The organism is Kitasatospora sp. NPDC096077 (assembly GCF_040303245.1).
Classification (GTDB): domain Bacteria; phylum Actinomycetota; class Actinomycetes; order Streptomycetales; family Streptomycetaceae; genus Kitasatospora.
The window spans coordinates 22,748-43,896 of the sequence record NZ_JBEOSV010000008.1 but is presented as its reverse complement, the minus strand read 5'-3'; the positions used below and the strand labels follow the sequence as shown (position 1 = coordinate 43,896).

Here is a 21,149-nt window from a genome sequence, read left to right as displayed (position 1 = left end):
GCCGCGCGGGCGGCGGCTGACCGTCCGTCAACCGGAGCGGGTCGGTGTCCGTTGGAGGACGCTCGGCCGCGGCCGGCGGGTTCCCCGGGGCGGCCGGTAAGAATGTCGTGAAGAAATGATCAGCGGCCCGGGCTGGGGGCGGGGGCCGGCGCGGCACCGGCGGCCAGCGTGGCGGTGATCACCAGGGTGCCGTCCTCGCAGCGGAAGTCCAGCGGCGCCGCCAGCCGGCGCATCGCGGCGATCAGCCCGGCGTTGCCGGCCTGGGTCACCGCGTACACCGTCCCGACCCCGGCCGCCCGGGCCGCGGCGGTCAGCCGGCGGAGCAGGGCCAGGCCCAGTCCGTTCCGCTGCCAGGCGTCCTCGACCAGCACGGCCAGCTCCGCCTCGTCCTCGTCCCACATCAGGTGCCCGAGGGCGACGATCCGCCCGTCGGGGGCGGTGACGGCCAGGCTGTGGCCGTGCCGGGGGTCCAGCAGGTGGTCCAGGTAGCGGTCGGCGTCGCGGACCGGCCCGTGGTAGCGCAGCCGCAGGGCGGCGGGGGAGCAGCGGCCGTGCATCGCCAGGGCCGCGGCCCGGTCGGCGGGGTCGGCGGGGCGCAGCAGCAGCTCGGTCCCGTCCGGCAGGGACAGCCGGGACACCGGCCCCGGGGCGGCCAGGTGCGGGGCCGGGTGGGGGCGGGTGTGGCGGTGTGCGGCGGCGGGGTGCCCGGTCCGGGCCTCGGGCGCCGCACACCTTCGGTCGGACCTGCGGAAGGGCCGGTGCCAGAGCCGTTCGAGGCGAGTACGGGATGCCGTCATGGGGCCGACGCTACCGACGGCGCGCTTCCGGCCGGTTACGTGATCGTGAACGCACGAATGCCCGGGGGTGCGCGGACGGCGCGGCGGGACGGGGCCGGCACAGGTCCAGACCGGTGCCTCATGCGGTCGGGACGACGGGCGGCCGACGGTGGAGTCCGTGCCCGGCGCTCCTGGTGAGCAGGTCCGCCGGTACGTCTCCGGGGTGCTGTCCGAGCGGGCCCGCGGGCCGGCCGGTTCGTCGGCGTACGTGACCGTCCTGTTCTCGGTGTTCGCCGGCACGATCGACCGGCCGGAGCTGGAGCGCTGCCTGGCCGAGTCGGTGGACGAGGCCGGTTCCGTCGCCTGCGTGCGGCGGATGCTGCCCGGTCCGGACGAGGAGGTGATCCGCCGGATCACCCGGATATCAGGGCGGTGGCGCGGCGGACCGGGTGACGCCCGGCCGCTGACGCGGACACGCTCACGGATGGCCCAGGATCCGTGACCGGGGGAGCCCCTTCGGATAGGGATGGCTCGGCTTTCCGCCGAACCCGTCTCGATCCGAAGGGGCTCCCCCGATGCTCTCGAAGAACTCCGCACTGGCCACGGCCTGTTGCGCCCTCTTGCTGGCCGTGCCGCTCGCCCTGGCCCAGTCGGCCGCCGCCGACAGCAGCGGCAACAACGGTCCCAAGACCCCGCAGGAGGCCGCCGCCTGCAAGAGCGTCACCGGCACCCTGCTCGGCGGCTTCGGCGCCATGCTGGGCAACGCGGTGTGCGTGGTGCAGCCCGCCAACGGGAGCTGACCGGACCGTAGCCGGACCGGCGGGCGTCCGAGTGGGCGCCCGTCGCCGCAGTTGCCGCCGCAGCCGCCGCTCCGGAATCCGGGTGCCGACCGTCAGTGCGCTGACGTATCATCCGGCGGTCCGTTGAGCTGGTGTTTGCATGAATGAGGTGACATGGCGGGCATGGAAACCGAGCAGCCCTCCGAGAGACCGACCGGCCTCCAGGCGATCTGGGCCAACACCCTGGAGCCGGTGGCCCCGCTGCCCTGGTACCGCAGGGTCTCCCGCAAGGCCGTCCTGATCGGCGTGGTCGTCGTCGGCCTGCTCACCGCGCTGACGGTGGCCGCCGTGACCGGCGCCGGAGCCCCGCCCGCGCACCGGATCGCCCTGGCGGACCGGATCGGCGGCCAGGAGCGGAAGCCGGACGACCAACTGGTCACGACCGAGCGCGGCCGACTGCAGAAGAACCTGACCGCCCTGAGCCGCTTCCGGGACGTCTCGGTGGCCGGCTACGGCCCCGCCGGGTCGAGCCGCAGCACCCTGCTGGTGGACGGGATGACCGGGAGCTTCCCGGACGCCCGGACGGAGCTGGACCGGGAGTTCGGCGCGGTCTGGGGATCCGACGTGTCCAGCGACTCCGCCGGGGGCAGCGAGAGCATCCGGGACCGCCAGGACTACCCGGCCGGCCCGCTCGGCGGCGCACTGGACTGCGCGGTCCTGGGCGGCCCGACCGACTCCCGGACCCTCTGCATCTGGGCGGACGGGACGACGGTCGGCGCCGTCATCGACCGGACGGGCTCGATCCGCCCCGACGACCTGGCCAAGCAGACCCTGGAGGTCCGCGCGGCCGTGGAGGTCGAGGTCAAGGACTGACCGGTCGGTTCAGTCCGGCCGGGAGACCTGGTAGTGGGCGATCGCCCAGCCCTCGTCGGTGCGTTGCAGCAGGACGCCGAGCTTGACGCCGAGGGTCGGTCGGTCGGTGAACCCGAAGTCGACGTCCAGATAGCCGAAGAGCACGTCGTCGGCCGGCCGCCTGGTCTCCAGGATCCGGTAGTCGGCTGTCATCCCGAGCGGCTGGGAGGCGTAGTAGGCGGCGACGCCGGCGCGGCCGACGCTGTACGGGTGCAGGCCCTGGAAGACGGCGTCCTCGGTGAACCGGGCGGCCACCCGGTCGGGTTGGTGGGCGTCCACGGCGGCCTTCCAGCCGTCGAGGACCTCGCGCAGGACGGACACGTCGTGGGTGGTGGTGCGGTTCACGGTGGTGGCTCCTTCGGCAGTCGGGGCGGGGTCAGTGGCCGGCGCTCATGCCGCCGTCCACATGGAGGATCTCGCCGGTGACGAAGGGGGCGTTCTCCAGGTACAGCACGGCGTCCACGATGTCCCCGATCTCACCCATCCGGCCGACCGGGTGCAGTCCGGCCAGGTACTCGTGGGTCTCCGGGGCGTGCATCGGGGTCCGGACGGTGCCGGGCGAGACGGCGTTGACCCGGATGCCCCGGGTCGCGTACTCGACGGCCAGCGACTTGGTCGCGGACTGCAGGCCGCCCTTGGTCAGCGAGGCGAGCACGGAGGGGACCCGGGCGTCGGCGTTGTCCACCAGGCTGGTGGTGATGTTGACGACGTGTCCGCCGCCCTGGCCGAGCATCTGGCCGACGGCGAGCTGGGTGAGGTGGAAGAAGCCGGTCAGGTTGACGCCGGTCACGGCCGCGTAGTCGGCCGGGGTGTAGTCGGTGAAGGGCTTGGCGACGAACAGCCCGGCGTTGTTGACCAGGGTGTCGACCCGGCCGAAGAACCGAACCACCCCCGCGCCGGGACCGGCTCCCTCCCTGCTGGTAGGCCCGGCCTTCCAGCCCTGGTCGGCGGCGTCGGGCCCTACCGGTCCCGGCCGGCGGCGGGCGGCCAGGCCCGCGGGTCGGGGCCATGGACGCCCTCGGCCAGGGCGTCCGACACCGCCAGCACCGCCGGGCGCCGCTCGTCCGTCCGCCGGACCAGGAACCACGGCCAGTGCACCTCGGGGTCGACCAGTGGGCGGCGCACCAGGTCCGGGGGCAGCGCCGTGGTCTGGCCCTTGGGGCAGTTGAGCACCGGTCGGCCGAGCCGGCGGACGTGGTCGAAGAAGCCCGGGCCGGTCACCCCGCCGTCGGAGATCCGCTCCGGGCGGGCGCCGGTGTCGCGGATCAGCTCCTCCGCGTAGACGTTCCAGGACGCCCAGGAGGTCACGTCCTCGTCGAGCAGCACCACCGTGTCCCGGGTGCGCACCGGGTCGGTGGCCGGCCCGGGGGAGACGGCGTAGAGGCGGTCCGCGCCGATCGGCCGGGCCGTCAGGCCCAGCCGCTCCAGCTCCTCGTCCCGCACCCAGCAGACCGCGAGGTCCAGGCTCCCGTCGGCCACCCGGGCGGCCTGGGTGTGCGAGGGGGCGACCCAGGCGTCCACGTGCACGGTGGCCGCCCGCGCGGTGCGCGCCGCGAAGTCCGGCGGCAGCCAGTTGACGTACCCCAGCCGGACCGGCTGCGAGCCCGACAGCTTCCCGGCCCGTCGCCGCAGGTCCTCGGCCCGGTCCAGCAGTGCCCGCGCGTGCGGCAGCAGCGAGGCGCCGGCCGGGGTCAGCGCCACCGAACGGCGGTCCCGGTCGAACAGCACCACGCCGAGGTCCCGCTCCAGCGCCTTGATCTGCTGGGAGAGGGAGGGGCCCGCGATCAGCAGGCGGGCGGCGGCCCGGCCGAAGTTCAGCTCCTCCGCGACCGCGACGAAGTAGCGCAGTTGACGCAGTTCCACGGCGCACATGCTACGGCCGGTAGGAGGCTGGGCCTCTCAGCAGGGAGGGCGCCGGTCGTGGCGCCGGGCGGGCCGGCGCCGGACGATGAAGGCAGCGGCGGAGCCCCCGTCCGTGAGCCCGTGCTGCGGGAGTCCGTGCTGCGGGAGTCCGTGATTGGGGGCCGATGAGCCGCGGATCCCTGCCGTGCGGAGAAGAGGAGTTCGGTCATGCGGGAGTTGCAGGAGTTCCTGGTCGAGATCACCACCCGGGTGCCCGAGGGCACCCCCGCCGAGGAGGTGGACCGCCGCCGCGCGGCCGAGGCGGTCCGCACGCGGGAACTGGCGGCCGCCGGCCGGCTGGCCCGGCTGTGGCGGCCGGTGGGCGAGCCGCGCAGCATCGGCGTCTGGCGGGCGGCCGACGAGACGGAGCTGCGCGCCGAGGTGCTGGGCAGCCTGCCGATGTGGCCCTGGATGACGGCTGTGGTCACCGCGCTGGAGCCGCACCCCAACGACCCGGGGGCGGAGGCCCGTTCGTGACGGTCGATCGAATAGCGGTTGCCGGAGGGCGGTCGGGCGTCGCCGCTGTCGTCGGCGCGCCGTGGCCGCAGGTCGCCCGGGCCGGTGCGGCGCTGGCCGCCGGGATGGGGGTCGGCCGGTTCGTCTACACCCCGGTCCTGCCGTTGATGCACAGTCAGGCGGGGCTGTCGGCGGCCGGCGGCGCTGACCTCGCCACCGCCAACTACGCCGGCTACTTCGCCGGTGCGCTCGCGGGCATCCTCGCCCCCGCGCTGGTCCGCTCCCGGGCGGTGCTGCGCGGCTCACTGGCCGTCCTGGTGGCGAGCCTGGCCGCGATGCCGGCGGTGCACGGGGTGGCGGCCTGGGGCGGGCTGCGGCTGGTGGCGGGAGCGGCCAGCGCGCTGGTGTTCGTGATCGCGGCCAGTTCGCTGCTCGGCGCGGCCGACGGGCGGTCGGCCCGGCTGTCCGGCTGGGCCTTCGGCGGGGTGGGGGCCGGGATCGCCGCGTCCGGGCTGCTGGTCCTCGCCGTGCGCCCGATCGGCGACTGGCGGCTGGCCTGGTGGGCGGCGGCCGTCCTGGCGGCGCTGCCGGCCGTGGCCGCGTGGAACCTCCGGACGGCCGTCGCCGCGCCGTCCGGTGCGGCGGCCGTGCGGCGCGGTGGCGGGTTCGCGGCGCTGTTCGCCGCGTACACCCTGGAGGGGCTCGGCTACATCGTGGCGGGCACCTTCCTGGTCGCCGCGATCGACCAGGGCTCGCCCGGCCCGGCCGGCGGCGGCGCCTGGGTCCTGGTCGGCCTGGCGGCCGCGCCCTCCGCCGCGCTGTGGGCCCGACTCGCCGGACGCCGGCCCCGGGCGGCTCTGCTGCGGACGGCCTACGCCGTCCAGGCGGTGGGCATCGCCCTGCCGGCCCTGCTCGGCGGCGTCCCGGCCGCCCTGGTGTCCGCGCTGCTCTTCGGCGCCACCTTCATGGGCATCAGCACCCTGGCCCTCGCCGCCGGCACCCGCCTCGGCGCCCCGCGCGCCGTCCCGCTGCTCACCGCCGGCCACTCGGCCGGGCAGGTCCTCGGCCCGCTGGTGGTCGCCCCGCTGCTCCACCACGGGTACCAGCAGGCGTTGTTGCCGGCGGCCGGTGTGGTCGCGGCCGGGGCCCTGGCGGTACTGGCGCTGCCTGCGGAGGGCTGACCGGCGACGGGGTCAGGCGATCCGGGTCGGGACGTCCTCGACGGTGTGGCCGGTGGTGGTGAGCAGGGAGGTGAGGGCGGCGGGGTCGAGCGAGCGGGGGGTGCGGAGGAAGAGTTCGTCGGTCGTCGGGTGGGGGTGGAGGGAGAGGAGGGTGATCCGGTGGTCGGCGAGGGTGGTGTGGGTGTGGGCGAGGGCCGTGGTGCGGACCCGCCAGAGGGTGGTCGGGGGAGGGGCGTGCGGGGACCACCAGGCGTGCAGCAGGGCGGTGGCGAGCAGGGCGGCGGCGGAGCCGGCCAGCACGACCGGGCCGTCCGGGCCGTCGACGACGAGTTTGGCGACGAGGTCGGCCGCGGTGACGGAGAGGAAGACGGCGGCGAGTTCGACCGTGTCCCGGCGCCATCGGTGGGCCCGGGGGAGGGAGGGCTTCGAGTGCTCCATGCCTCCCACCGTGCCCGACCGGTGTTTCCTGGCCGCGAAGCGGCCGTGACCTGGTGGTTAAGGTCCGTCCGGGCGTGTTACGGCAGCAGCGTGCGGGCCGCCGCCCGGACCTCGGCGAGCAGCAGCCGCAGGTCCTCCTCGGTGGTGGCGGGGTTGAGCAGGCAGGCGCGGAGCACCTCCCGCCCGCCGAGCCGGGCGCCGGTGACGAAGACCCGTCCGCGCTGCTGGACGGCGAGGGGCAGGTCGCGGTTGAGGGCGTCGCGGGCCTCCTCGTCCGGTCCGGCGGCCCGGTGGCGGAACGCGACGATGGAGGTCTGCACCTCCGCCATCAGCTCCAACTCCTCGTCGGCCTCGACGAGTTCGCCGAGCCGGCGGGCGAGCGCGGTGCACCGGGCGATGTCCTGGACCAGGCCGGTGCGGCCGCGGTGGGCGATGGTGGCCCAGACCTTCAGGGCGCGGAACGGGCGGGTCTGCTCGGTGCCGTACTCGGAGAACCAGCCGAGCGCCCCGGCCGCCTCGTCGCGCAGGTACGAGGGCACCAGGCTGAAGGTGCCGCGCAGTTCGTCGGTGTCGCGGACCAGGGCGCAGCCGCAGTCCACCGGGACGCCGAGCCACTTGTGCGGGTCGAGGGCGAGCGAGTCGGCGCGCTCCAGACCGGCGTAGCGGTGGGCGATGGCCGGGTCGAGGCGGCCGAAGGCGCCGTACGCGCCGTCGACGTGCAGCCACAGGCCCTGTTCCCCGCACAGGTCGGCGAGCGGGTCGAAGGCGTCGACCGCGCCGGTGCCGACGGTGCCGGCCGAGGCGACCACCAGGAAGGGCAGCAGCCCGTCGGCGCGGTCCCGTTCGACGGCCGCTCGCAGCGCGGCCGGGTCGAGGCGTCCGTCCGGGCCGGCCGGGACGGTGCGCAGGTGCCGGCTGCCCAGGCCGAGGAGTTCGGCGGCCTTGCGGACGCAGGAGTGGGTCTCCCCGGTGACGTAGCCGACCAGCGGCGGCAGGCCGGCGAGGCCGTCCTCGCGGACGTCCCACCCGGCGCGGCGGGCGGCCCGGTTGCGGGCGGCGGCGACGCAGACGATGGTCGCCATCGAGGTGCCGGAGGTGAGCAGTCCGCCGCCGGCCGGGTGCGGGAAGCCGACCAGTTCGGCGATCCAGCGGACCACGGCGCGCTCCAGGTGGACGTCGGCGTGGTCGCCGCCCGCCGAGCTGGGGTTCATCGCGGCGGCGGCGAGGGTGGCGAGCACCCCGGCGGGGGCGGGGGCGGAGTTGACCCAGCCGAAGAAGCGCGGGTTGCCGTTGCCCATGGGGTACGGGAGGACGTCCCGGGCGATGGCGGCCGGCAGTTCGGTGAGCGGGCGGCCCTCGGCGGGCAGCGGGGCGTCGAGCAGGGCCTGCCGGGCGGCCTCGTCCATCGGCTGCCAGACCGGGCGGGCGGGCAGGGCGGCGAGGTAGTCGGCGACCAGGTCGGCGGTGGCGTGGGCGGCGTCGCGGAAGTCCGCGTCGCGGGGGTCCTCGGTGGTCATGACGTGCTCCAGGAGGCCGGGGGACGGGCAGGCGCGGCGTCCTCGGCGCACCCTGATCAGGCGGAGTGATCGGGCGATCCTACGCAGTCGGGCCCGCGCCGTGCGGCGCGGGCCCGACAGGTGGGACGAAGGGGCGGGCGCTCAGTCCAGCGAGGCGGACAGCCCGCTTGCGGAGCGGCAGTAGCCCTGCATCTCCTTGCCGGTGATCTTCGCGCAGAGCCGCCCGGCCGCGCCGCCGTCGGTGTAGTTGACCGTGTAGTAGCTGACCAGCCCCTCCGCGCAGGCCTTGCGCTGCCAGCCGTCGGCGGCGGTCGCGCACTGCTGGGCGGCCCAGTCCTCGCGGTCCAGGTTGTACTTCATGGTCCGCGAGCCGACGCCGCGGCTGCAGTCCACCGCCCCGCCGCTGGCCTTGCCGTTGAGGCACCACTTGAGGGCTTCGGCGTAGACCTCGGGGTGGTTGGGGTAGTCGTGCGAGGAGAGGTAGAAGGTCGGCGCGTAGAAGAAGCAGGCGGACTGGAACAGCGAGGGCTGGTCCTTGCACGGGTAGAGCGGGTCCTGGGCGAGCTTGTCGGCGGGCAGGTTGGCCTTCGCCTGCTCGTCCTCCTCGTCCGGGCCGAAGAGCTGCATGAACAGGCCCTCGGAGCAGCGGATCCGGTTCTGGTCGGTGGTGAACTTGTTGCACAGCTCGCGGGCCTTGGCGACGTCCTGCTTGGCGACGAACATCGTGCCGTGGCCGACGCCGTGGATGCAGGGCCCGGTGTTCTTCGGGGCGCACAGCTTGAGCAGGTCGACCTCGGGCTGGGTGGAGGCGTTGAGCATCTCCTCGACCGCGCCGTGCAGGTAGCCGGCCGCGCAGGTCTCGTGCGGGAAGGAGATGACCTTCTGGAAGTCGGCGTTGAAGCGCTTGACCGCCGCGTGGCCGAGCTCGTGCGCGATCGGGTGGCAGAAGCGCACGGTGTACGGCTTCTCCTTGGTGATCCGGTCGAGGTCGGCGAGGGCGACGCCGGGGTCGGTGGCGTCCATCTCGGCCATCATCTTGTTGCGCAGCGTCGAGCGGGTCCACACCGCCGGGTCGCCGGTCGGGGTGGCGCTCGGGGCGCCGGCGCCGACCGCCTTGGCACCGGAGGTCCCGGGGACCCCGGGGGCCGTGGAGGTGGCGGGCGACGTGGTGGCCCGGGCGGGCGACCAGTCGGTGACGGCCACCGAGCCGAGGCCCAGGACGCCCAGGAGCACGGCGGTGAGAATCGCGAAGACTCGCGGCTGCATGACGGGATCCCCCGGCGGATCGAGGTGAACGGTTCGCTCCCATCCTGACGGCACGGGGAGCGGGAGCCCGCGTTTTCGCCCGCCATTCGGGAGGTGTCGGCGACGCTACCGCATCGTCCGTACACCCCGACGGGGCGGGACGGCTCCCGGCGGTCAAGGGGATTGACGGTCGGTCGGCCGTTCGGGGTGGTCAACCGCCGGCCGGGGGCCCCGGTTCTCCGCGTTCACCCGGACGGCGCAGCGGCGGTGCGGGCCGCACCGCCGCCGCACCGCCGCCGCGCCGTCCCGGCGGGCTCAGATCTCCAGGGTCACCCGGTACTCCGTCAGCCAGGCGTCGAGGTCCAGCGCGAGGTCGACGGCCAGCCGGACGGACTGCGGGTCGGTGTCGGGGGCGAGCGCGTCGGTCAGCCGCCGTCCGTCCAGCAGGTCCAGGGCCGGGGAGGTGCCCGCGGCGGCGAGCCGGGCGAGCTCGGCGCGCAGCTGCGCCGGGTAGAGCGGGTCCATCGACACCGGGTACGGGCTCTTCACCCGGTCGGCGACCGCGGGCGGCAGCACGTCCCGGACGGCGGCGCGCAGCAGGCTCTTCTCCCGGCCGTCGAAGGCCTTCATCGCCCACGGGGTGTTGAAGACGTACTGCACCAGCCGGTGGTCGCAGAACGGCACCCGGACCTCCAGGCCGTGGGCCATGCTCATCCGGTCCTTGCGGTCGAGCAGGATGCAGACGAAGCGGGTCAGGTTGAGGTACGAGATCTCGCGCATCCGCCGTTCCAGCGGATCGGCCGCGTCCAGGTGCGGGACCTCCGTGAGCGCCTCCTGGTAGCGGGTCCGACGGTAGCCGTCCAGGTCGAGCTTGCGGAGCAGCCCGGCGTCGAGCAGCCGTTCGCGCGGGGCGGAGCCGGCGCCGGCGATGGCGGCGAGGCTGGCGGCCCAGGGGAAGTCCTCGGCGGCGACCGTGACGGGGTCGTGGAACCAGCGGTAGCCGCCGAAGAGCTCGTCGGCGGACTCGCCGGACAGCGCGACGGTGGACCGGCGGCGGATGTCGCGGAACAGCATCAGCAGCGAGACGTCCATGTCGCCGACGCCGTTGGGCAGGTCGCGGGCGCGCACCGTGGCGGTGCGTCCGGCCGGGTCGGCGAGCTCGGCGGCGTCCAGTTCGATCACGCTGTGGTCGGCGCCCACGTGGTCGGCGAGCAGTTGGGCGAACGGGCCGTCGTGGGTCTGCCGGACCGGGTCGGCGTGGAAGTTGCGGGTCTGCCCGGCGAAGTCCACCGCGAAGGAGCGCACCGGCCCGGCGCCGGTGGCGGCCAGCTCCTTGGCGGCGATCGTGGTGATGGCGCTGGAGTCCAGCCCGCCGGAGAGCAGCGAGCAGAGCGGCACGTCCGCGTCCAGCTGGCGGTGCACGATGTCGTCCAGCAGGGCCCGGACGGTGGCGATCGTGGCCTCCAGGCTGTCGGTGTGCTCGCGGGCCTCCAGCGCCCAGTAGCGGCGCACCGAGACGCCGCTGCGGCGTACCCGCACCACATGCCCGGGCCGGACCTCCAGGATGCCGCGGTACGGGGTGAGGCCCGGGGTGCGGGTGTGGCCGAGCAGTTCGCGCAGCCCGTCCAGGTCGACCACCGGGCGTACCGAGGGGTGGGCCAGGATCGCCTTGATCTCGGAGCCGAAGAGCACGCCGTCCGGGGTGGGGCGGTAGTACAGCGGTTTGACGCCCATCCGGTCGCGGACCAGCAGCAGTTCCTCGCGCCGGGCGTCCCAGACCGCGAAGGCGAACATGCCGTTGAGCCGCTCGGCCAGGCCCTCGCCCCACTCCAGGTAGGCGCGCAGCACCACCTCGGTGTCGCTGCGGGTGCGGAAGCGGTGCCCGGCCGCCTCCAGTTCGGCGCGCAGTTCGCGGTGGTTGTAGACCTCGCCGCTGTAGGTGAGCGCGGCCAGCAGCCGGCCGTCCTGCTCGACGGTCATCGGCTGGACGCCGCCCTCGATGTCGATCACCGCGAGGCGGCGGTGCCCGAGTCCGGCGTGCGGCTGGAGCAGGATGCCGCCGGCGTCCGGGCCGCGGCGGAGTTGAGTGGCCGTCATCGCTTCGAGGACGGCCCGTTCGGCGGTGAGGTCGCGGTCGAAGGCGACCCATCCGGTGATCCCGCACATCAGCAAGCCCTCCGGTCTTCCGCTACGTGTACCGGAGGTCACGCTACGTGCGGAGTCGGCGTGGCATCAAGAGTCTGTCGGGAAGGTAGCGGAAGGAGATCCACCTGGTTACCCGCGGTGAAAGTCATGAAGTGTGCCCGAAATCGGGCAAGATCTTTGGCTTCGTCGCGCGAAGCGACCTAGAGTCTTGCCTCGTGTCGAGCTCCCACCCTCACGAAGACCTCCTCGCCCACCTCACCCGGACCAGCCCGCTCGGGCCCCGGGAGGCGGCGCGGGTCGTGGCGGAGGTGCTGGCGTACTTCTCCGAGACCACCGAGGAGTACGTCCGCCGTCGCCACGGCGAGCTCCAGGCACGTGGTCTGACCAACGAACGGATCTTCGCCCGGCTCGCCGAGGAGCTGCCCGCCCGCCGCGTCGCGGCGCCGGAGCTCTCGGCCCGTCAGCTGCGCCGGATCGTCTACGGCTGATCGGCCGCGGTCGAGCACCCCGTACAGCTACGGCCGGGTGCCCGTCCACGGCCGACCACCCATTCCTACTCTCTGTGGAGGAGTCCACGCATGTGCGGAATCGTGGCCTACATCGGCCCCAAGGACGCGACCCCCTTCCTGCTGGAGGGGCTGGCCCGGCTGGAGTACCGCGGCTACGACTCGGCCGGCGTCGCCGTCGCCGGCCGCACCGGCGGGATCAAGCTGCGCAAGGTCAAGGGCCGGGTCGCCGACCTCGCCGCCGCCGTACCGGCCCGGTTCAAGGGCGGCACCGGCATCGGCCACACCCGCTGGGCCACCCACGGCGTGCCCAGCGACGCCAACGCCCACCCGCACCTGGACAACGCCGAGCGGATCGCCGTCGTCCACAACGGCATCATCGAGAACGCCGACGAGCTGCGCGCCAAGCTGGCCGCCGACGGCGCGGTGTTCCGCTCCGAGACCGACACCGAGGTGCTCTCCCACCTGATCGCCGTGCACGCCACCGAGGGCGTGGAGCTGGAGGACGCCGTCCGCGCTGCCCTCGGCCGGGTGGTCGGCACCTACGGCATCGCCGTGCTGGACTCCGAGCAGCCCGACCGCATCGTGGTCGCCCGCAACGGCAGCCCGATCGTGCTCGGCATCGGCGAGAAGGAGATGTTCGCCGCCTCCGACGTCTCCGCCCTGGTCCGCTACACCCGCCAGGTCGTGCACCTGGAGGACGGCGAGCTCGCCACCGTGCGCGCCGACGGCTTCCGCACCTTCACCGCGGACGCCCGCACCACCCACCGCCAGCCGTCCACCGTCGACTGGGAGATCGACTCCTTCGACACCGGCGGCTACGAGCACTACCTGCTCAAGGAGATCCACGAGCAGTCCACCTCGGTCGAGCGCACCCTCAGCGGCCGGCTCGACGAGCGCTTCAGCACCGCCCACCTCGGCGGCCTCAACCTGGACGCCCGGGAGCTGCGCGAGATCCGCCGGGTGAAGATCCTCGGCTGCGGATCCGCCTACTACGCGGGCGAGATGGGCGCCCAGCTGATCGAGGAGCTCGCCCGCATCCCCGCGCACAGCGAGCCCGCCTCCGAGTTCCGCTACCGCAACCCGGTCATCGAGGCGGACACCCTGTACGTCGCGGTCAGCCAGTCCGGCGAGACCTACGACACGCTCGCCGCCGTCCAGGAGATCAAGCGCAAGGGCGGCCGGGTGCTCGGCGTCGTCAACACCGTGGGCAGCGCGATCGCCCGCGAGTGCGACGGCGGCATCTACCTGCACGCCGGACCGGAGGTCTCGGTGGCCTCCACCAAGGCCTTCACCTCCACCGTGGTCGCCTTCGCCCTGCTCGCCCTGCACTTCGGCCGCATCCACGACCTCTCGCCCGCCGACGGCCGCCGGATCGTCTCCGCCCTCCAGGCGCTGCCCGACCAGATCCGCGAGGTGCTGGAGCAGAGCGACGACATCGCCAAGCTCGCCGCCGAGTACGCCGATTCGGCCGGGATGATGTTCATCGGCCGGGTCCGCGGCTACCCGGTGGCGCGGGAGGGCGCGCAGAAGCTCAAGGAGATCTCCTACGTCCACGCCGAGGCCTACCCGGCCAGCGAGCTCAAGCACGGCCCGCTGGCCCTGATCAGCCCCGAACTGCCCACCGTGGCCCTGGTTCCGGACGACGAGCTGCTCGACAAGAACCTCACCACCCTCGGCGAGATCAAGGCCCGCTCCGGCCGCGTCATCGCCGTCGCCCACCGGCGGCCCGAGGAGAAGCTCGCGGACCACTGCATCCTGGTGCCCAAGAGCGAGCCGGAGTTGGACCCGCTGCTGCTCAACATCCCGCTGCAGCTGCTGGCCTACCACGCGGCGGTCGCGCTCGGCCGGGACGTGGACAAGCCGCGCAACCTGGCGAAGAGCGTGACGGTGGAGTAAGTCCCGTATTTCGTAAGGCGGTTGGGCCCGGTCGCGGTGTGCGCGGCCGGGCCCGTCGGCGCCGGCCCGGTCTCAGAAGACCGAGCAGCCGGAGAGCGTGGTGAGGGTGTCCAGGGCGGTGACGGCGGCGACCGAGTTGCCGGCCTGGTCGAGGCGGGGGCCCCAGGCGCAGACGGCGGCGCGGCCGGGGAGTATCGCGAGGATGCCGCCGCCGACGCCGCTCTTGCCGGGCAGGCCGACCCGGAAGGCGAACTCGCCGGCGGCGTCGTAGGTGCCGCAGGTGAGCAGGACGGCGTTGATGCGCTTGGCCTCGCTGCGGGTCATCAGCCGGGTGCCGTCGGTGCGGACGCCGTAGCGGGCGAGGAAGACCCCGGCCAGGACGAGGTCGCGGCAGCTGGCGGCGACGGCGCAGTGGGCGTAGTAGTGCTCCAGGACGGTCTCGACCGGGTTGTGCAGGTTGCCGTGGCTGGCGATGAAGTGGGCGAGCGCGGCGTTGCGGTGGCCGTGGTCGGCCTCGGAGGCGGCGATCACCGGGTCGGTGTCCAGCAGCGGGTTGCCGGACTCGCGGCGCAGGAACTCCCGTACCGCGCCGGAGGCGTCACCGGTCAGGGACTGCAGCCGGTCGGTGACCACCAGGGCCCCCGCGTTGATGAACGGGTTGCGCGGGATGCCGTGCTCGGTCTCCAGCTGCACCAGCGAGTTGAAGGGGTTGCCGGAGGGTTCCCGGCCGACGCCCTGCCAGAGGCCCTCGCCGCCGTCGCTGCTGTAGGCGAGGGCGAGGGCGAGCGAGAACAGCTTGGAGACGCTCTGGATGGAGAACGGCTGCTCCCAGTCCCCGACGCCGTACACCTCGCCGTCGACGGTGGCCACGGCCATGCCGAAGGCCTCCGGGTCGGCCGCGGCGAGGGCCGGGATGTAGTCGGCGACGTGGCCCCGGCCCGTGGTGGCCCGGGCGGCCGCTTCGGCGGCCGCCAGCAGGACCGGGTAGTCGAGGGTCTCCACATCGAACAAGGTTATTCACTCCACGCGCGGACGGGAACGGACACAGTCGGGACCGCGTGCCGCCGGGGGGCGACACGCGGTCCGACCTGTGATTATCCGTGTCCGGAGGAGTGCGGTGGCGCCGGGGGTGGGGGTTCGCTGCTCAGGGAGCGTTGGTCGCGGCCTGGACCGGCGGGCCGGTGAGCAGGGTGCCGGAGTCCGAGTAGGGCCAGCCGTTGGGGACGCAGCCGTGCAGGCCCTTGATCTGCTGCATCATGACCGGCGCCGGGGCGCCCGCACCCGGGCAGTCGACGTGGCCGTTGCCGAGGATGTGGCCGACCTCGTGGTTGATCGCCAGCGCGTGGTACAGCTCCGGCCGGCCCTGGTAGAACTCGGACAGCTCGGTCCACCGCTTGAGGTTGATCACCACCTGGTGCTGGACCCCGCAGTTGACCCAGCCGCCGGTGTCCAGCCCGTACTGGCCGCAGATCCGGTCGGTGGACTTCGGGGTCGCCAGGTAGACGGTGAAGTCCACCGGGTCGGCGGGCATCCGCTGGAAGGACGCCGTGCCGCCGGCCGCCCAGCCGCGCTCGGTGTCGCCGAGGATCGCGTCCACCTCGGCGGCGAACTGCTGCGGGGCCTCGGCGATCCCGTCCTCCACCCGCACCTTGTAGTGGTACAGGTGCTCGCCGGTGCCGAAGCGGGCGGAGCCGCCGGGCGCGGTGGTGAAGGCCAGCGGCGCCGGGTCGCGGTGCCAGGGCCGCCACCACAGCAGGCCGGCGGTCACCGCGGCGACCAGGGCCAGGGCGAGCACGGCGCGTCGTATTCGACGCTTCGGTGGGGTGGCGGGAGTGGCTGCCATCGGGGTGGAACACCTCTTGATCAGGGCCGGACGGAGTACACCAGGAGGGACGCGCGGGGGTGGGCGGCCGGTTCAGGGGAGGGACCGGACGGCCTCCGTCGGGCGCGGGGCCCGTGCGGTTCCCGGAACCACACGAAGGTGCCACCCGTACGGCGTGTCCCTGGGGAACGGCGTCGGATTCCGGTGTTGTGGTGCGGGCCGGCCGGATCGGCCGACCCTCTCATGCTCCCGTACTCATGCACCTCGCACTCATGCACCCCCCCGTACTCACGCACCCCGTACCCGAAGCGCCATCGGAGGCACTGCCATGTCCGTCACCACCGTCCTCACCGTCTCCGGGATGAGCTGCGGCCACTGCGAGCGGACGGTGAGCGCCGGGCTGTCCGCCCTGCCCGGCGTCACCGACGTCGTCGCGGACGCGCCCAGCGGCCGGGTCACCGTCGCCTCCGCCCAGCCGCTGGAGGAGACGGCGCTCCGGGAGGCGGTGGACGGGACCGGATTCACCTTCGTCGGGCAGGTCTGACCCGAACCGGCCCGGCGGTCCGCCACTGTCCGGTGACGGCGGACCACCGGGCCCGGGTGCGGCTCAGCCCATGCTCTTCGCGCCGTCCAGGGACTCGCGGACGATGTCGGCGTGGCCCGCGTGCTGGGCGGTCTCGGCGACGACGTGCAGCAGCACCCGACGGGCCGACCACTCGGTGTCCGCCTCGAACCAGGGGGCCTTCGGCAGCGGCTGGGCGGCGTCCAGGTCGGCCAGTGAGGCGACCAACTCGTCGGTGCGGCGGGCGACCTCGGCGTACTCGGCGAGCACCCCCGCGAGGGTCTCGCCGGGCAGCAGCCGGAACTCGTCGGCGCGGCGGGCGAAGTCGGCCTCGGTCATGGCGGAGAAGTCGGGCATCGCGGACGGGCCCTGCACGATGAACGCCGCCCACAGCCGCTCGACCGAGGCCACGTGCTTGATCAGCCCGCCCAGGCAGAGCTCGCTGGCGCTGCTCCGCTGGGCGGCCTGCTCGTCGGTGAGGTCGCGGGTGGTGAAGCGGAGGAAGTGCCGCTGCTTCTCCAGCGCGACCAGGAGGTCGGCGCGCTCGCCGGTGACGGCGGTGGCGGCGGTCGTGGTCGTGTTACCGGTGGTGGTCATGGTTGGGGCCTTCCGTTCGGTTACTGCTCCCTCGGACAAGAACAACGTTACGGACCATTGCGGTCACTTCCTGACCTGAATGGCAGGGCAGAATCGGGGCATGGCGAACACCAGCACCCGCACCCTGCGACTGCTCTCCCTGCTCCAGACCCACCGGTACTGGCCCGGTGAGGAACTCGCCGACCGGCTCGGCGTCTCCGTGCGCACCCTGCGCCGGGACGTCGACCGGCTGCGCGAACTCGGCTACCCCGTCGAGGCCCAGCGCGGGGTCGACGGCGGCTACCAGCTGGCGGCCGGCGCGGCGCTGCCGCCGCTGGTCATCGACGACGAGGAGGCCGTCGCCCTCGCGGTCGGGCTGCAGGCGGCCGCCGAGAGCCCGGTCGAGGGCGTCGCCGAGGCCTCGGTCCGGGTGCTCGCCAAGGTGGTGCAGGTGATGCCGGCCCGGCTGCGGCGGCGGGTCGAGGCGCTGCGCGCGGTGACCGTCCCCGTCGACTGGGGCACGTCGGCCGGCTCCGGCGTCGACCCGGACGCCCTCACCGCGGTCGCCCTCGCCTGCCGCGACGACGAACGGCTCCGGTTCTCGTACACCGCTGCCTCGGCACACCGCACCGAGCGGTACGTCGAACCGCACCGGCTCGTCTGCCTGGAGCGGCGCTGGTACCTGGTCGCGTACGACCTCGACCGCGGCGACTGGCGCACCTTCCGCCTGGACCGCCTCAGCGCCGCCCAGGGCACCGGCACCCGCTTCGCCCCGCGCACCCTCCCGGCCGCCGACGCCGCCGAGTACGTCCGCGCGGGCCTCAGCGGCATGCCCCGCCCCAACCGCGTCGAGGCCCTCGTCGACGCCCCGGCGGGCCGGGTCCGCGCCCAGGTCGGCCGCTGGGGCGACGTCGAGGCGGTCGACGAGGGGCGCTGCCGGCTGCGGATGACGGCCGATTCGCTGGACTGGCCCGCGATGGCGCTGGGCTCCCTGGGGGCGGAGTTCCGGGTGGTCCATCCGCCGGAACTGCGGGAGCTGATCGCGGAGTGGTCGGCCCGCTTCGGCCGGGCGGCGGAGCGGGAGGGCCGGGCGGCAGGGGAGTCGGGGGCGGGGTAGGAGGCCTGGGGGCGGAGTGGGAAGTCGGCCGGGCCGACTTCCGGTGCGGGGCTGCCGGTGCGGGGCTGCCGGTGTGGGGCTGTCAGAGTGCCCGGCCATGCTGTCCGGCATGAACGAGGATGACTTCTGGCAGCTCATCGACCGGTGCCGACCCGCTCGGCCCGACCCCGAGGCGGAACGGCTCGCCGCGTCGCTCGTGGCCGCACTGACGGACGGCCCGCTGTCGGCCGTCATCGCCTTCGCCGAGCACCTGGCCTCGGTCCTCCACCGGCTCGACCGCAGGGAGTTCGGCGGCGGCCTGTCGGGCGACGCGTTCCTGTACACACGGGCGGCCGTCGTCGCCGCGGGGCGGGCCGAGTTCGAGGCCGTGCTCGGCGACCCCGCGCTGTTCCGCCGGTACGCCCGCGACCTCATCTGGGCGGAGCCGCTGCTCTACGTCCCGGACCGGGCCTACGAGAGCCTCACCGGGCGGGACTGGGACCGCAGCACGCGCTTCAGCTACGAGTCGTTCTCGAACTCCGAGGGCTGGGCCGGTCCGTGACGGCCGGGGGCGGAGTGGGAAGTCGGCCGGGCCGACTTCCGGTGCGGCGGTGCAGCCCTCGCCCCGGACCGTTCCTGCCGGGGAGGGGCAGGGAGGATGGCGGGGTGCTGGTCACGGTGGAGACGGCGGGTCAGGGGGCGGCGAGTGGACTGGTGCGGGTGGGGACGGCGGTGGGGAGCGCCGTGGTGCGGTGGTGTGGGGAGCCGGGGGAGGCGGAGGGGGAGCGGCACATCGAGTGGAGCGTCGACGAGGACCTGACCTGGGGCGGCAACACGGTGCCGGCCGGGACCGCTGCGCCCGGGGTGGGCGAGGACGGTGAACGGGTGCTGCTGCGCGGGAGGTTGGGGCTGGACGGGGCCGGGACGGCGGTGCTGGAGGTGGCCGGCGCGCTGGTCCTGCTCGACCTCGGGGAGCCGGCGCCGCCGGCCGCCGCGGACGGGACGTGGGTCGAGGTGCGGGCCGCCCGCGAGGGTGTCGGGGTGTGGCCGTACCGGCTCTGAGGGGCCGGCGGGGCTCACGGGGCGATGGACCCGATGGCGTCCCGGAGTCGCTGGAGGGCGCTGGGCCTGGTCAACGCGGTCGTGCCGGCCGGTGAACTCATCGACGAGGCACGAGACTTGGTGGACCGGATCATCCGGTACGCGCCGACCGCGGCGGCCGCCTGCCTGCGGGCCGTCACCCGGGGGATCAACCTGCCGATCGACGAGGGCCTGGCGGTCGAGGCGGCCGGCTTCGCCGCCACCGTGCCGACCGACGGCGTGCGCGACGGCATCCAGCGGTTCCTGGACCGTTCGAAGGGCCGCTGACCTCGGCCGGGGGCTGTGGCCTCGGCCGGGGTGAGGGCCTCGGCCGGGCCTCGCCCGGGCGTGGTGGCCGCCGGATATTCGCTTGGCCCGCGGCGCCGGGCGGGGAGATCATGGCAGGATGTCCGATCTGCTTGAGCGGGTAGCCGCCTTCCACGTCGCCTTCGCCCGCCGTCAGGCCGCCGAGATCGTCGAACTGCCCGAGTTCCCCGGGGTCTTCGCCGTGCGGAACCCGGAGTTCGCGCTCTCGCACGAACACAACCACCTGATCGTCACCGGGCCGGGCACCGACCCGGTGGCGCTGCCCGGGCTGGCGACGCGCTGGCTCGGGCCGCGGCAGCAGTACGCGATCACCGTGCTGGACGAGGAGTGGGGCGACCGGGTCACCCCGGCGCTGGTCGGGGCCGGGTACGAGCGGGGCACCGCCGTGGTCATGGCCCGGGACACGGCGGGCTGCGCGCTGCCCCGACCGGCCGCCCTGCCGACGGATTACGCCGACATCCGGGAGGCCGTGCTGGCGCAACAGTCGGAGTGGTACGAGGGCGAGGACCTCATCCGCCAGCTCGCCGACCGCCGGCCGGCCCGGCTGCGCGGGGCCGAGCGGGTGCACTTCCTGGCCGCCCGGACGGCGGCCGACGGCGAGGTCGCGGCCTGGGTCGACCTCTACCTCGAACCGGCCGCCGGGCTGGCCCAGTTGGAGGACCTGGTCACCGTCGGCCGACACCGCGGCGCGGGCCACGGCGACACCCTGCTCGCCAGCGGCCTGGCGCTGGCGGCGGCCGCCGGGATCCCGCGGCTGTTCCTCCTCGCGGACGCGGCCGACTGGCCGCGCGAGTGGTACGCCCGGCGGGGCTTCACCGAGATCGGCGGCATCCACTCCTTCCACTCGCGCTGACCGGCCCGCGGCCGGGTCGGCAGGCGCCCATGGGCACGGACGCCGAACGGGCGCTGCCCCGGGAGCTGATGGCGCTCGACACCCCGGCGCCGCTCCGGCGGGCGGTCAGCGCGTGGCTGCGCCGGGAGGGGGCGGCACGAGCTGCGGCGCGCCCGGCCCGCAGTGGGCGGCGACGGTGTCCGCGAAGGCGCGGGCGAGCGGGTAGAGGGTGTCCCACTCGCGGGCGGCCCAGCCGACGGTGAGGCCGGGCAGCTCGGGCAGCGGGACCAGCCGCAGCCCGGGGTGACCGGGGCCCTGCCACTCCGGGAGGGCGGGGACGACGGCGTGGCCGAGGCCGAGTTCGGCCAGCAGGATCGCGGTGTCCCAGTCCGTGACGCTGGTGTCGAAGACCGGACGGATGCCCGACTTGCCCAGCCAGTCGTCGAGTTGGGAGCGGGACACCGAGTTCTGCGGCAGCCCGATCAGCCGGGCGTCCTGGAGGTCGGCGGGTTCGAGCCGCTCCCGGTCGGCCAGCGGGTCACCGGCCGCCATGGCGAGGACCCAGGGCAGATCGGCCACCGGCCGCTGCTCGATGCCGCGGACCGGAGTGCCGAGGGTGATCCAGGCCAGGTCGACGTGGCCCGCGGTGAGCGCCTCCAGGCAGTTGCGGCTGGAGACCCCGGTCTGGAACTCCAGGCTGACCAGCGGGAAGCGCTCGCGGAAGTCCACCACGGCCGCGGACATGAAGTGCCGGATGCTGGTGGCGCCGGTGGTGATCCGCACCGATCCGCCCTCGCCGCGGGCGAGTTCGGCGATGGTGCGCAGCGCGTGGTCGATCCCGCCCAGGCCGGTGGCCACGGCGGTCTGCAGGTGCCGCCCGGCCTTGGTGGGCACCACACCGCGCGGGTGCCGCTCGATCAGGGTCAGACCCAGCTCGCGTTCCAGCCGCTTCACGTGCTGGCTGACGGCGGACTGGCTGCACGCCAGGTCCCGGGCGACGGCGCTGAGCGAGCCGGCCCGGCAGACGGCGGAGAAGACACGGAGGTCGTCGAGGGTCACGAGCGCCCAGCGTACTGCGGGCTCCGGAGGGCGGTCGGA

At 74.4% G+C, this 21,149-nt stretch carries 24 protein-coding genes and 1 pseudogene; 13 read left to right on the top strand and 12 right to left on the bottom strand.

What is annotated here, in order from left to right; translation table 11 throughout:
• Positions 1-119: 119 nt before the first annotated feature.
• Entirely contained in the window at positions 120-797 is a 678-nt protein-coding gene (locus ABTZ03_RS10590; protein ID WP_350512514.1) for a GNAT family N-acetyltransferase, read from the bottom strand.
• A gap of 157 nt (positions 798-954) precedes the next feature.
• Here ABTZ03_RS10590 and ABTZ03_RS10585 point away from each other — a divergent pair, with 157 nt between their 5' ends.
• From ABTZ03_RS10585 to ABTZ03_RS10575, 3 genes are all read left to right on the top strand, one after another.
• The gene (locus ABTZ03_RS10585; RefSeq protein ID WP_350512513.1) at positions 955-1,278 is read left to right on the top strand and encodes a hypothetical protein; all 324 of its coding nucleotides are present in this window, start codon (positions 955-957) and stop codon (positions 1,276-1,278) included.
• A gap of 73 nt (positions 1,279-1,351) precedes the next feature.
• A complete protein-coding gene (locus tag ABTZ03_RS10580; RefSeq protein WP_350512512.1) occupies positions 1,352-1,576 on the top strand; it encodes a hypothetical protein in 225 nt (74 codons plus the stop codon).
• 153 nt (positions 1,577-1,729) lie between these two features.
• Entirely contained in the window at positions 1,730-2,428 is a 699-nt protein-coding gene (locus ABTZ03_RS10575) for a hypothetical protein (RefSeq protein WP_350512511.1), read from the top strand.
• Between the two features lie 9 nt (positions 2,429-2,437).
• Here ABTZ03_RS10575 and ABTZ03_RS10570 read toward each other — a convergent pair whose 3' ends face one another.
• From ABTZ03_RS10570 to ABTZ03_RS10560, 3 genes and pseudogenes are all read right to left on the bottom strand, one after another.
• Positions 2,438-2,812 (bottom strand): YybH family protein, encoded by a 375-nt coding sequence (locus ABTZ03_RS10570; RefSeq protein ID WP_350512510.1) that lies wholly within the window; start codon positions 2,810-2,812, stop codon positions 2,438-2,440.
• A gap of 31 nt (positions 2,813-2,843) precedes the next feature.
• Positions 2,844-3,353, bottom strand: a pseudogene (locus ABTZ03_RS10565) (SDR family NAD(P)-dependent oxidoreductase); the annotation flags it as partial.
• Between the two features lie 74 nt (positions 3,354-3,427).
• A complete protein-coding gene (locus ABTZ03_RS10560) occupies positions 3,428-4,339 on the bottom strand; it encodes a LysR family transcriptional regulator (RefSeq protein WP_350512509.1) in 912 nt (303 codons plus the stop codon).
• 207 nt (positions 4,340-4,546) lie between these two features.
• Between ABTZ03_RS10560 and ABTZ03_RS10555 the strand changes: the two genes are divergently transcribed.
• Both ABTZ03_RS10555 and ABTZ03_RS10550 read left to right on the top strand, forming a co-directional pair.
• Positions 4,547-4,846, top strand: coding sequence for a muconolactone Delta-isomerase family protein (locus ABTZ03_RS10555; protein WP_350512655.1), 300 nt, complete (start codon positions 4,547-4,549; stop codon positions 4,844-4,846).
• Positions 4,847-4,950: 104 nt separating this feature from the next.
• Positions 4,951-6,006, top strand: a complete 1,056-nt coding sequence (locus tag ABTZ03_RS10550) for a YbfB/YjiJ family MFS transporter (protein WP_350512654.1) — start codon at positions 4,951-4,953, stop codon at positions 6,004-6,006.
• Positions 6,007-6,018: 12 nt separating this feature from the next.
• On the opposite strand, the gene ABTZ03_RS10545 is transcribed toward ABTZ03_RS10550, so the two are convergent.
• The 4 genes from ABTZ03_RS10545 to asnB form a co-directional block, all read right to left on the bottom strand.
• Entirely contained in the window at positions 6,019-6,444 is a 426-nt protein-coding gene (locus ABTZ03_RS10545; protein ID WP_350512508.1) for a hypothetical protein, read from the bottom strand.
• 77 nt (positions 6,445-6,521) lie between these two features.
• Positions 6,522-7,961 carry a pyridoxal phosphate-dependent decarboxylase family protein gene (locus ABTZ03_RS10540; protein ID WP_350512507.1) on the bottom strand — a complete coding sequence of 480 codons (1,440 nt, stop codon included), beginning with the start codon at positions 7,959-7,961 and terminating at the stop codon, positions 6,522-6,524.
• A gap of 141 nt (positions 7,962-8,102) precedes the next feature.
• Positions 8,103-9,227 (bottom strand): hypothetical protein, encoded by a 1,125-nt coding sequence (locus tag ABTZ03_RS10535; protein ID WP_350512506.1) that lies wholly within the window; start codon positions 9,225-9,227, stop codon positions 8,103-8,105.
• 294 nt (positions 9,228-9,521) lie between these two features.
• Positions 9,522-11,372: an asparagine synthase (glutamine-hydrolyzing) gene (gene asnB, locus ABTZ03_RS10530; RefSeq protein ID WP_350512505.1), complete on the bottom strand. Its 1,851-nt coding sequence runs from the start codon at positions 11,370-11,372 to the stop codon at positions 9,522-9,524.
• A gap of 194 nt (positions 11,373-11,566) precedes the next feature.
• On the opposite strand from asnB, the gene ABTZ03_RS10525 reads away from it, so the two are divergent.
• Positions 11,567-11,839, top strand: coding sequence for a hypothetical protein (locus ABTZ03_RS10525; RefSeq protein WP_350512504.1), 273 nt, complete (start codon positions 11,567-11,569; stop codon positions 11,837-11,839).
• Between the two features lie 90 nt (positions 11,840-11,929).
• Complete coding sequence (gene glmS / locus ABTZ03_RS10520) at positions 11,930-13,756, top strand: glutamine--fructose-6-phosphate transaminase (isomerizing) (protein WP_350512503.1); 1,827 nt, start codon at positions 11,930-11,932, stop codon at positions 13,754-13,756.
• 72 nt (positions 13,757-13,828) lie between these two features.
• On the opposite strand, the gene ABTZ03_RS10515 is transcribed toward glmS, so the two are convergent.
• Positions 13,829-14,767, bottom strand: coding sequence for a glutaminase (locus tag ABTZ03_RS10515; RefSeq protein WP_502894431.1), 939 nt, complete (start codon positions 14,765-14,767; stop codon positions 13,829-13,831).
• Positions 14,768-14,900: 133 nt separating this feature from the next.
• Positions 14,901-15,599, bottom strand: a complete 699-nt coding sequence (locus ABTZ03_RS10510; RefSeq protein ID WP_350512502.1) for a DUF3152 domain-containing protein — start codon at positions 15,597-15,599, stop codon at positions 14,901-14,903.
• Positions 15,600-15,906: 307 nt separating this feature from the next.
• Between ABTZ03_RS10510 and ABTZ03_RS10505 the strand changes: the two genes are divergently transcribed.
• Positions 15,907-16,122: a heavy-metal-associated domain-containing protein gene (locus tag ABTZ03_RS10505; RefSeq protein ID WP_350512501.1), complete on the top strand. Its 216-nt coding sequence runs from the start codon at positions 15,907-15,909 to the stop codon at positions 16,120-16,122.
• Positions 16,123-16,185: 63 nt separating this feature from the next.
• Here the strand turns inward: ABTZ03_RS10505 and ABTZ03_RS10500 are convergent, their stop codons facing one another.
• Positions 16,186-16,737, bottom strand: coding sequence for a DinB family protein (locus ABTZ03_RS10500; protein ID WP_350512500.1), 552 nt, complete (start codon positions 16,735-16,737; stop codon positions 16,186-16,188).
• A 100-nt stretch (positions 16,738-16,837) separates the two neighbouring features.
• On the opposite strand from ABTZ03_RS10500, the gene ABTZ03_RS10495 reads away from it, so the two are divergent.
• From ABTZ03_RS10495 to ABTZ03_RS10475, 5 genes are all read left to right on the top strand, one after another.
• The gene (locus ABTZ03_RS10495; protein ID WP_350512499.1) at positions 16,838-17,833 is read left to right on the top strand and encodes a helix-turn-helix transcriptional regulator; all 996 of its coding nucleotides are present in this window, start codon (positions 16,838-16,840) and stop codon (positions 17,831-17,833) included.
• Positions 17,834-17,942: 109 nt separating this feature from the next.
• On the top strand, positions 17,943-18,374 hold the full coding sequence (locus tag ABTZ03_RS10490; RefSeq protein WP_350512498.1) for a DUF4240 domain-containing protein: 432 nt from the start codon (positions 17,943-17,945) through the stop codon (positions 18,372-18,374).
• A 104-nt stretch (positions 18,375-18,478) separates the two neighbouring features.
• The gene (locus ABTZ03_RS10485) at positions 18,479-18,874 is read left to right on the top strand and encodes a hypothetical protein (RefSeq protein ID WP_350512497.1); all 396 of its coding nucleotides are present in this window, start codon (positions 18,479-18,481) and stop codon (positions 18,872-18,874) included.
• Between the two features lie 33 nt (positions 18,875-18,907).
• Positions 18,908-19,180, top strand: coding sequence for an enoyl-CoA hydratase-related protein (locus tag ABTZ03_RS10480; RefSeq protein ID WP_350512496.1), 273 nt, complete (start codon positions 18,908-18,910; stop codon positions 19,178-19,180).
• A gap of 118 nt (positions 19,181-19,298) precedes the next feature.
• On the top strand, positions 19,299-20,072 hold the full coding sequence (locus ABTZ03_RS10475; RefSeq protein ID WP_350512495.1) for a GNAT family N-acetyltransferase: 774 nt from the start codon (positions 19,299-19,301) through the stop codon (positions 20,070-20,072).
• Between the two features lie 105 nt (positions 20,073-20,177).
• Here the strand turns inward: ABTZ03_RS10475 and ABTZ03_RS10470 are convergent, their stop codons facing one another.
• Positions 20,178-21,110 (bottom strand): LysR family transcriptional regulator, encoded by a 933-nt coding sequence (locus ABTZ03_RS10470; protein ID WP_350512494.1) that lies wholly within the window; start codon positions 21,108-21,110, stop codon positions 20,178-20,180.
• Positions 21,111-21,149 lie beyond the last annotated feature (39 nt).

What these genes read in the sequence shown, in the direction of transcription:
- ABTZ03_RS10535 (WP_350512506.1), bottom strand. Translation starts at nt 9,227, where the DNA reads ATGCAGCCGCGAGTCTTCGCGATTCTCACCGCCGTGCTCCTGGGCGTC.
- ABTZ03_RS10540 (WP_350512507.1), bottom strand. Translation starts at nt 7,961, where the DNA reads ATGACCACCGAGGACCCCCGCGACGCGGACTTCCGCGACGCCGCCCAC.
- ABTZ03_RS10505 (WP_350512501.1), top strand. Translation starts at nt 15,907, where the DNA reads ATGTCCGTCACCACCGTCCTCACCGTCTCCGGGATGAGCTGCGGCCAC.
- glmS (WP_350512503.1), top strand. Translation starts at nt 11,930, where the DNA reads ATGTGCGGAATCGTGGCCTACATCGGCCCCAAGGACGCGACCCCCTTC.
- ABTZ03_RS10550 (WP_350512654.1), top strand. Translation starts at nt 4,951, where the DNA reads ATGGGGGTCGGCCGGTTCGTCTACACCCCGGTCCTGCCGTTGATGCAC.
- ABTZ03_RS10495 (WP_350512499.1), top strand. Translation starts at nt 16,838, where the DNA reads ATGGCGAACACCAGCACCCGCACCCTGCGACTGCTCTCCCTGCTCCAG.
- ABTZ03_RS10580 (WP_350512512.1), top strand. Translation starts at nt 1,352, where the DNA reads ATGCTCTCGAAGAACTCCGCACTGGCCACGGCCTGTTGCGCCCTCTTG.
- ABTZ03_RS10510 (WP_350512502.1), bottom strand. Translation starts at nt 15,599, where the DNA reads ATGGCAGCCACTCCCGCCACCCCACCGAAGCGTCGAATACGACGCGCC.
- ABTZ03_RS10590 (WP_350512514.1), bottom strand. Translation starts at nt 797, where the DNA reads ATGACGGCATCCCGTACTCGCCTCGAACGGCTCTGGCACCGGCCCTTC.
- ABTZ03_RS10475 (WP_350512495.1), top strand. Translation starts at nt 19,299, where the DNA reads ATGTCCGATCTGCTTGAGCGGGTAGCCGCCTTCCACGTCGCCTTCGCC.
- ABTZ03_RS10545 (WP_350512508.1), bottom strand. Translation starts at nt 6,444, where the DNA reads ATGGAGCACTCGAAGCCCTCCCTCCCCCGGGCCCACCGATGGCGCCGG.
- ABTZ03_RS10500 (WP_350512500.1), bottom strand. Translation starts at nt 16,737, where the DNA reads ATGACCACCACCGGTAACACGACCACGACCGCCGCCACCGCCGTCACC.
- ABTZ03_RS10480 (WP_350512496.1), top strand. Translation starts at nt 18,908, where the DNA reads ATGGCGTCCCGGAGTCGCTGGAGGGCGCTGGGCCTGGTCAACGCGGTC.
- ABTZ03_RS10575 (WP_350512511.1), top strand. Translation starts at nt 1,730, where the DNA reads ATGGCGGGCATGGAAACCGAGCAGCCCTCCGAGAGACCGACCGGCCTC.
- asnB (WP_350512505.1), bottom strand. Translation starts at nt 11,372, where the DNA reads ATGTGCGGGATCACCGGATGGGTCGCCTTCGACCGCGACCTCACCGCC.
- ABTZ03_RS10490 (WP_350512498.1), top strand. Translation starts at nt 17,943, where the DNA reads ATGAACGAGGATGACTTCTGGCAGCTCATCGACCGGTGCCGACCCGCT.
- ABTZ03_RS10560 (WP_350512509.1), bottom strand. Translation starts at nt 4,339, where the DNA reads ATGTGCGCCGTGGAACTGCGTCAACTGCGCTACTTCGTCGCGGTCGCG.